The organism is Coleofasciculus sp., from assembly GCF_046539235.1.
GTDB lineage: Bacteria > Cyanobacteriota > Cyanobacteriia > Cyanobacteriales > Coleofasciculaceae > Coleofasciculus.
Window position 1 is genome coordinate 1 of the sequence record NZ_JBKHHI010000357.1, and the last position, 6930, is coordinate 6930.

A 6930-nucleotide genomic window follows, 5' to 3' on the forward strand; every position below is an offset into this window, starting at 1 on the left:
ATTGTTGATGGTTCATTGTTGATGGTTCATTGTTGATGGTTCATTGTTCATTGGTAATCCTCTTCCCCAGCTTCCCCTGCTTCCCCTGCTTCCCCAACCTCCTACCCTCCATTCTGTTGGGATTTCCAAAGAGCGATCGCGGCTTGGGCTTGTTGGTAAAGCGCTCGTTCTGGGGGAATCTGGGCGGCGGTGGCGATGGCGGCGTCAAATCGTCCTTGGGCGGCTAGGGCGGCGGCGGCTTCGAGGATGGGACGATCTTGGGCGGTTTGGATTTGGGCAACCCATTGGGCGATCGCACTTTGAGCTTCAGCATACAGCATTCGGCCGGGACGAATCTGATTGGCGGTGGAAATGGCGGCGATTAAATCTCGACGTTGGGCGAAGGCGCGGGCTAAATCGAGGATGGGTTGGTCTTCTAGGGTTTGGATTTGGCGATTCCATTTGGCGATCGCAGTTTGGGCTTCGGGGCGTAAAGGTTGACCTGGCTCAATTTTACGGGCTTGGGTGACGGCGGCGTTTAATTGATCAATGGTGCCACCTGCGGCTAACTGTTGGGCAGTTCTGAGGGTATTGCGATCGTCGATCTGTTGAATCTGTTTGCGCCACTGGGCAATCTGTGTCTGTGCTTCGATGCGCTGGGGGCGATCGGGTGTGATCAGCGTAGCTTGTTCAATCGCCATCTGTAGCAGGGGGCGTTGCTCAAAGCTGGCAGTAATTTGGGCAAAACGTAACTGGAGGCGATCTTGGAGTTGAGCCTCCCACTGAACCGCTTGGGCGGCGGCTGACGTTTGCACCGGACTTTTGCCATCCAGTTGGCGAACAGCGGTTAAGGCGTCAATGAAGGCGAGGATCGTGTTTTGTTGCACCAGTTTCCCAGCTTGCCCTAAGCGTAACCAATCTTGAGCTTCTTGATACAGGGAGGTATTAATCGGAATCCCTTGGGCAACCTGAATCACCCCCTGATACTCTTGATTTTGGAAGCGAGCGGCAGCAATTTGGAGTAACGTGCGACTCCAATTCGACAGATCACTCTGGGCTTGAGCTTTAATATAGCTATTAGGATCGACCTTGGCTGCTAACGCGATCGCTTGTTCGATCTTGGTCAGTTGATTCGATTTGGCTAAATCCCGCGCCTCTTGCAGTTGTGTCCACGCCTGTTTTTCTGCCGACAACTGTTGGGTCAGGGTATCATAGCGGGATACACTCCAGTATTGGTCATTCAGGCGTGACAGTTGGCTGATTAGTTTAGCCGCCTGCTGCCAGTTTTGTACTTTCAGGGCATCTTGAACCTGACTGATAATTGCCTGAGCCTGGATTCGTTCCTGTTTCCAGGTGGCGATTTGGGCTTGAGCTTCGGGATACAGGGGACTACTTACAGGGATTTGCATCGCCATTTTCAGGGCATCGGTATAGTTTCCCTGATTCAGGGTTTCCCGGGCAAATTGCAGTATCATTTGAGACCATTCCCGCAGCAGTTGCTGCGCCTGGGGATATAGGGAATGGTTGGGCGACCAATATTGAACGATCGCGATCGCCTCTAAAAGTTGCTCAAATTCTCCGGACTGGGCAGCCAGTTGAGCGCAGTATAATCGTTCGCTATCCGGGGATAAAGGAGAAATGCGTTGGCAATTTGCCGGAGGTGGCAGCTTGGTGAGTAATAATGTACCACCAATGACCATACTGCCGACAACAGACACGATGATCAACCACAGCAATGACCATCGCCACAACTCCCGTTGGCGGCGTTGGCGGTCTGGGTTTGAGCGCCTGTTTCGGACAACTTTAGCGTTTAAGTGTCCCGTTTCTGCTAAACTCGATGCCTTAGAGCCTCTTGCCAGTCGGATGACTAACTTATGTCCCCGAGGTGGGCGAGTAGGCAGGGAAGTACGGAGATGAAATCGGGGCAAGTCTCGTTTGGACACAGATAGAAAACAACTGATAATTCATTGTTCACCGTTTATTGTCCATCATTGTATTCCCAATCAACCGTAAATTTGGGTGATTCGCAATCCGTTGAATAGAGTCCACAATTAAGATGAGGAATCGTTTTGGAGTAGTTAGGGTGGCATGAGGCTGAGCATTCGCCATTGGCTAGCAGAACGCCACATTGAACTTGCCCAACTGGGACAGGATAACGCCCAGTTGGCGGGCATTGCGTTTCGCATTGCCCAAGACATGGAAGTTAAGAGTCTGAATCCCTTTGCGATTAGTGTCTTGACCGAAGTGTTGGAGTTACCGTTAACTGTCGCTTGGCAAGTCGCGCCGATTTTGTCTCAGTTAACGGTGGGGTTGCTGCGGATTTTGAGTCGCAAGAAGCCCTTACGCCGGAGTGAAGGAACCTGGCTGAGTTTTCAGGTGGCGTATCTGAACGCATTACAAGGAATTTTAGAGCAAGAAGCTCAACTGCGAAGACCCTGGGTGAACCGCGCTCAAGTCCCAGCGTCACCGAATATTGATGAACCTTTGGTTGATCCCCAATTAATTGCTCTGCTGAAAACCCTGCGCCCAGGACGTCTCAGTGATTCCCAAGCTGAACAAGCCCTGTCATCTGTGGCAAATTCCTTTCTGGTGCAGCAGATGAATAATTTAGCGATCGCCTGGTTTGTGGCGAATGGGGCGGAGGAAACGGAAGCGAAGTTATTAACCCAACGGTTGAGTAATGGATTGGCGGGTCATTTACTCAAGGTGATTGCCGAAAATGCCCTACCCTTAGCGCAACTGCAAAAGTTTGTCCGGTTGGGTCATTTAAGTAACACCCTCAACACCCCTGTAGACGAGGATGAGGAGGAAGAAGAGTTTTCCACGCCCCAATTGACCCTGGATTTGGATCGGGAATATTATCGGGCAGAACTTTCCCTGTCCTTAAGCGAACCCTTATTTGCCGAACCCTTTTCCCTCAAGGAAATCTACGTATCCCTGAACGGCAGACGCCTCCCTACCACCCTGGGACAAGAAAACCGAGAACGACGCCGCAAACAGGATCTAGATGCTGCCTATCTCGCCGCTGCATCCTCGCCACCGACGGATTTAATGGCATGGGTGATGGCTCAATTGAATGATAAAAACAGTATTGCCGTGATTGAAGCCGATGGTGGCTGTGGTAAGACCAGTTTTTGTCAGATGTTAGCGGCACGGGTAGCGCAAGAGCTGTATCCTCAGTGGATGCCTGTGATTATTCGCCTGCGGGATGTTACGTTAGGTCAAAGCTTGGAGCAAACCTTGGAGACAGCCTTCCCAGTGGGACGATTCACGGATACAGACGGCTGGTTCTCTCGCAGTTCCCCACCTTGTTTGCTGATTTTAGATGGTTTGAATGAATTGCCCCGTTCTCCCCAGACGGAGCGTCACTTGTGGACATTTATGGATCAGGTGATGCGATTTCATACTCACAAGAGCGGGTCAAATTCGCCTCGCCACAAGATTATCCTTACCAGTCGCCCGGTTACCTTGGATGGCGTGTTGGCGCGTAAGTATCGCCATAGTAGTCTACCGCCACTGCAAAGCCGACTCCAACGGATTGCTATTGAACCGATGGCGAAGGAGGAATTCCGCAAGTGGTTTCTCCAGTGGGCGAAACTGCAATCTAAATCCATTGCTCAGTCGTATTTTAACTTCTTAAAACATGGCGGCGTGTTTCAGCCCCAATCTCCGAATCCCGATTTAGTGGCGCTGCTGACTCGTCCATTAATGCTGTATTTAGTGGGAATTCTACATCGAGATGCCTTAATTGACGATCGCATCTTTAAAATGAGTCCGGCTGAGGTTAAGTTTGAAATCTATGACCGGATACGTCGCTGGTTGCTGGGGGAACCGACGAGTGGGAGTGGACCGCCCTTGGAGTTAATTCGCGAAGGCTTTTCCCATGCAGGGCGTTCCCTAGAAGCGATCGCCAATCTCTTGGAAGGACGTTCCCCGCAACAGTTACGCCGTCAAATGCAGGGGACAGCCCTGACGATTTTGCAGACGGGTCAGAATCAAGTGACACAAACGGTAATCCAGAATCGGTTCCAGAATCAAGAAACGACGCCTGAGTCTTTTACCCAACCCCTACCCACGTTCTTTTTCCGCACTCAGCCCAGAGACAAAGCCGGAGACTGGGTGAAGTCGTCACCGCGCCAAGCTTCTGCGTCTCAGAAAGCGGCATCAGCACCCTTCTCCATTGAGTTTTCTCACCCCAGTTTAGGCGACTATTTAGCTGCCGAAGAAATTGCCCTGCAACTGAAGGCATTAACGCAAAAGCTGCCCAACCAGTATGGGGAAGTCTCGTTTGTGATTGATTCGTCCCTCCATCTGGCTGAACATCTTTATCAGTTGTTGGGGTATGGTTTATTGTCTCCTCAAATAGAAGAATTGGTAATTGAGAGACTACGACGGGAGCAACAGCGCAATGCGGATGCCTTTTCCTTCCCGGTATTATTTCAACGACTCTATCGCTTTTATCGCGCCTACTGTCGCGGACGGTGGTTTGATGAAGGGGTGGCTCATCGGGTTCACGAACAGTTGCGAGATTTGAACAATCCCTTGAATACGTTGCAAATTGATGCCACGGTGGGATTAAATGTCTTTTTAGTCCTCTGTTCAGCCGCCAGAGAAGCCAATCTCCCCTTCTGGCCCTGTGGCAATCCAGAGATTTCCCAGGAATTTGATGCCGATCAATTGTTAAGTTTTATGGGTCGTACCGTTGCCCTATCTCCTACCACATTTTGGCAACGGGCGAGACGAAGTTTGGCTCAGATTCATTTACCCCAAGCCTGTTTAAATCGGGTAATGCTGGCAGAGGCGAATCTTGTCCATGCCGATTTATCCACGGCTGAGTTAAGTGGGATTAACTTAGCGGCGGCTAATTTACAACAGGCAAATTTAGCCTGGGCAAGTTTAGTTGGGGCAAATTTAGCGGATGCGGATCTCAAAGGGGCGCAGTTAGAAGGGGCAAATTTATTGGGGGCGGATCTGCGGGGTGCTAATTTAACGTCAGCGAATTTAACCAATGCTTGTTTAGTAGATGCCCAGTTAGATGAACCGAATAAAGAGTTTGCGGTTAAAAGTGGAGCGTTCTTTTCCTGGGACGAGTTTCAGTCTTATTACCAATCCTTGGTTGTCTCTCCCTTCGTGAAAACCATCGAAGAGGAGCATTTGTTTGAAGATGATCCGATGATTTTCATTGAGAGTGCCGAAGGGGAACTCATGTTACCAACAATTTACTCCCAAGGGAGCGATCGCTATGATGGGGAAACTGAACAGTTTGACCGTGACCGGTTAAATGCCCAAGCTACAGTGTCGGAAACGGAGCAGTATGCTGGGGAGACAGCCCAACTGGATGAGTGGGTAACTGAAGCCCCGGTGTCGGATACAGAGCAGTATAGTGGCGATACGCAGCAATTGGACGAGATGGGACAACACCCGTCTGTGTCGGATACAGAGCAGTATGCTGGGGAGACAGCCCAAGTGAATGAGTGGGAATTCTCCGAGTCGGAAACTGAAGAGGAACAGTTAGAAGCGGGCGCGGAACAAGAGACTGGCGTGTTTCATGAAGATACGATTATGTTGGATGAGGAGGATGATTATTAGTCATTTGTCATTTGTCATTTGTCATTTGTCAAGGTTTGAGGAACATTTACAGAACCTAACATCGTTTGGTTTATTTTCACCAACCTACTTAGGGTCTGCTGAATAAGTCTTGTGGTGGGGAGAGGCAATATTTTCTTCACTATTGCCTATTCCACACCGAGCGAAGTCGAGGTGTTGCTTATTGCAAGAAAGCCTAGCGCGTAGCGCTATATTTTTGTCGCAGCTTATCAAAAAAACTCTGGAGCCTTAATTTAGCTAACCGTATCTTTGTTAAATGGGGAATACTACCCGGTTTATTTTGACTTAAATCAAAAAAATCGTTGACATCCGCTAAAATTATTTTCAAGCGATAGATAATATTTTTATACCGATATTCCGCCAAAAAATGTTCATCTAAAGGCTTGAGTGACGGATTTTCTATAACTTTGAGAATACGTTTACTATCATACTCTTGAGAATATACCGCAATTTTATAGCAATTAAACCCCGGATCTAAATAATCCGATAATCCCCCGTTTACACTCGAAAAAACCTGACAGCCACAAGCAAGGGCTTCCATTGGTTGCAGCCCAAAACCTTCACTTACCCCCTGTTGCGCCCAATACTCAGCCGAATCATACAAATAAACTTTAGCCCGATTGAAGAGTCCCACTAAATCCTCGACGTAGGAATCAATGACTTTAACGCGACAATGCTGCTGTAACTCTGGTATCAAGTCCTGAAGTAAATACTCAGACGATTTCCGCGCCTGAACTAACACATCAATATCCCGTTCTCGATTGAAGTTCTGGAATTCTTCCGAAATATGATTAGGTAAATAGTAAATTAAAGAATTAGGCGATCGCTGTCCCCAATATCCCATAGTATTGCGACTAACGGTAATAATCGGGATACGCGCCGGAAGTTGAAATCGATACCCAGCACTATGGGCATGGTAAATAACCGGATATAACTTTAACTTTGCTACAAGTTTAGGACTATCAAATCCCCAACTGACCACAAAAATAACATTATTTAAATCCTGTTTTTTGAGCAAATCATCCAGGAACAGCGTATTCTTTTCCCGTTGACGATAGGTGACCACCTCCGCAGGACAAACCTGCTTTGCCAGACTCAGGGTTTTCAACTCCGCCCAAAGACCGCCGCAAGCCAACTTGCCATAAGTTCCAGGGACTAAAAAGTAAAGGGTTCTCAAAACACCAATTGCCTCAGAGAGATTGTCTGTATAGTTTAATATACTAGAGTTCCCGTAGACGGACTTGCTTTGGAGAGCATGTCACCTTTTGTCCAGAATGTAGTGGCATGATCCAACTAAAATGGTGGAATAGATTGGCTTCGTAGTCAGGGCTTCAGCCCTCTTCA

The 6930-nt window shown here is 48.6% G+C and carries 3 protein-coding genes; 1 reads left to right on the plus strand and 2 read right to left on the minus strand.

Annotated elements, in window-relative coordinates; all coding sequences use genetic code 11:
* Positions 1 to 101: 101 nt before the first annotated feature.
* A complete protein-coding gene (locus ACLFWI_RS23790) occupies positions 102 to 1922 on the minus strand; it encodes a hypothetical protein (protein WP_446414984.1) in 1821 nt (606 codons plus the stop codon).
* A gap of 145 nt (positions 1923 to 2067) precedes the next feature.
* On the opposite strand from ACLFWI_RS23790, the gene ACLFWI_RS23795 reads away from it, so the two are divergent.
* On the plus strand, positions 2068 to 5568 hold the full coding sequence (locus tag ACLFWI_RS23795) for a pentapeptide repeat-containing protein (protein ID WP_446414985.1): 3501 nt from the start codon (positions 2068 to 2070) through the stop codon (positions 5566 to 5568).
* Positions 5569 to 5761: 193 nt separating this feature from the next.
* Here ACLFWI_RS23795 and ACLFWI_RS23800 read toward each other — a convergent pair whose 3' ends face one another.
* Positions 5762 to 6763 carry a glycosyltransferase gene (locus tag ACLFWI_RS23800; protein WP_446414986.1) on the minus strand — a complete coding sequence of 334 codons (1002 nt, stop codon included), beginning with the start codon at positions 6761 to 6763 and terminating at the stop codon, positions 5762 to 5764.
* Between the last annotated feature and the right edge of the window lie 167 nt (positions 6764 to 6930).

Coding starts and splice junctions, on each gene's coding strand:
- ACLFWI_RS23795 (WP_446414985.1), top strand. CDS start 2,068: ATGAGGCTGAGCATTCGCCATTGGCTAGCAGAACGCCACATTGAACTT.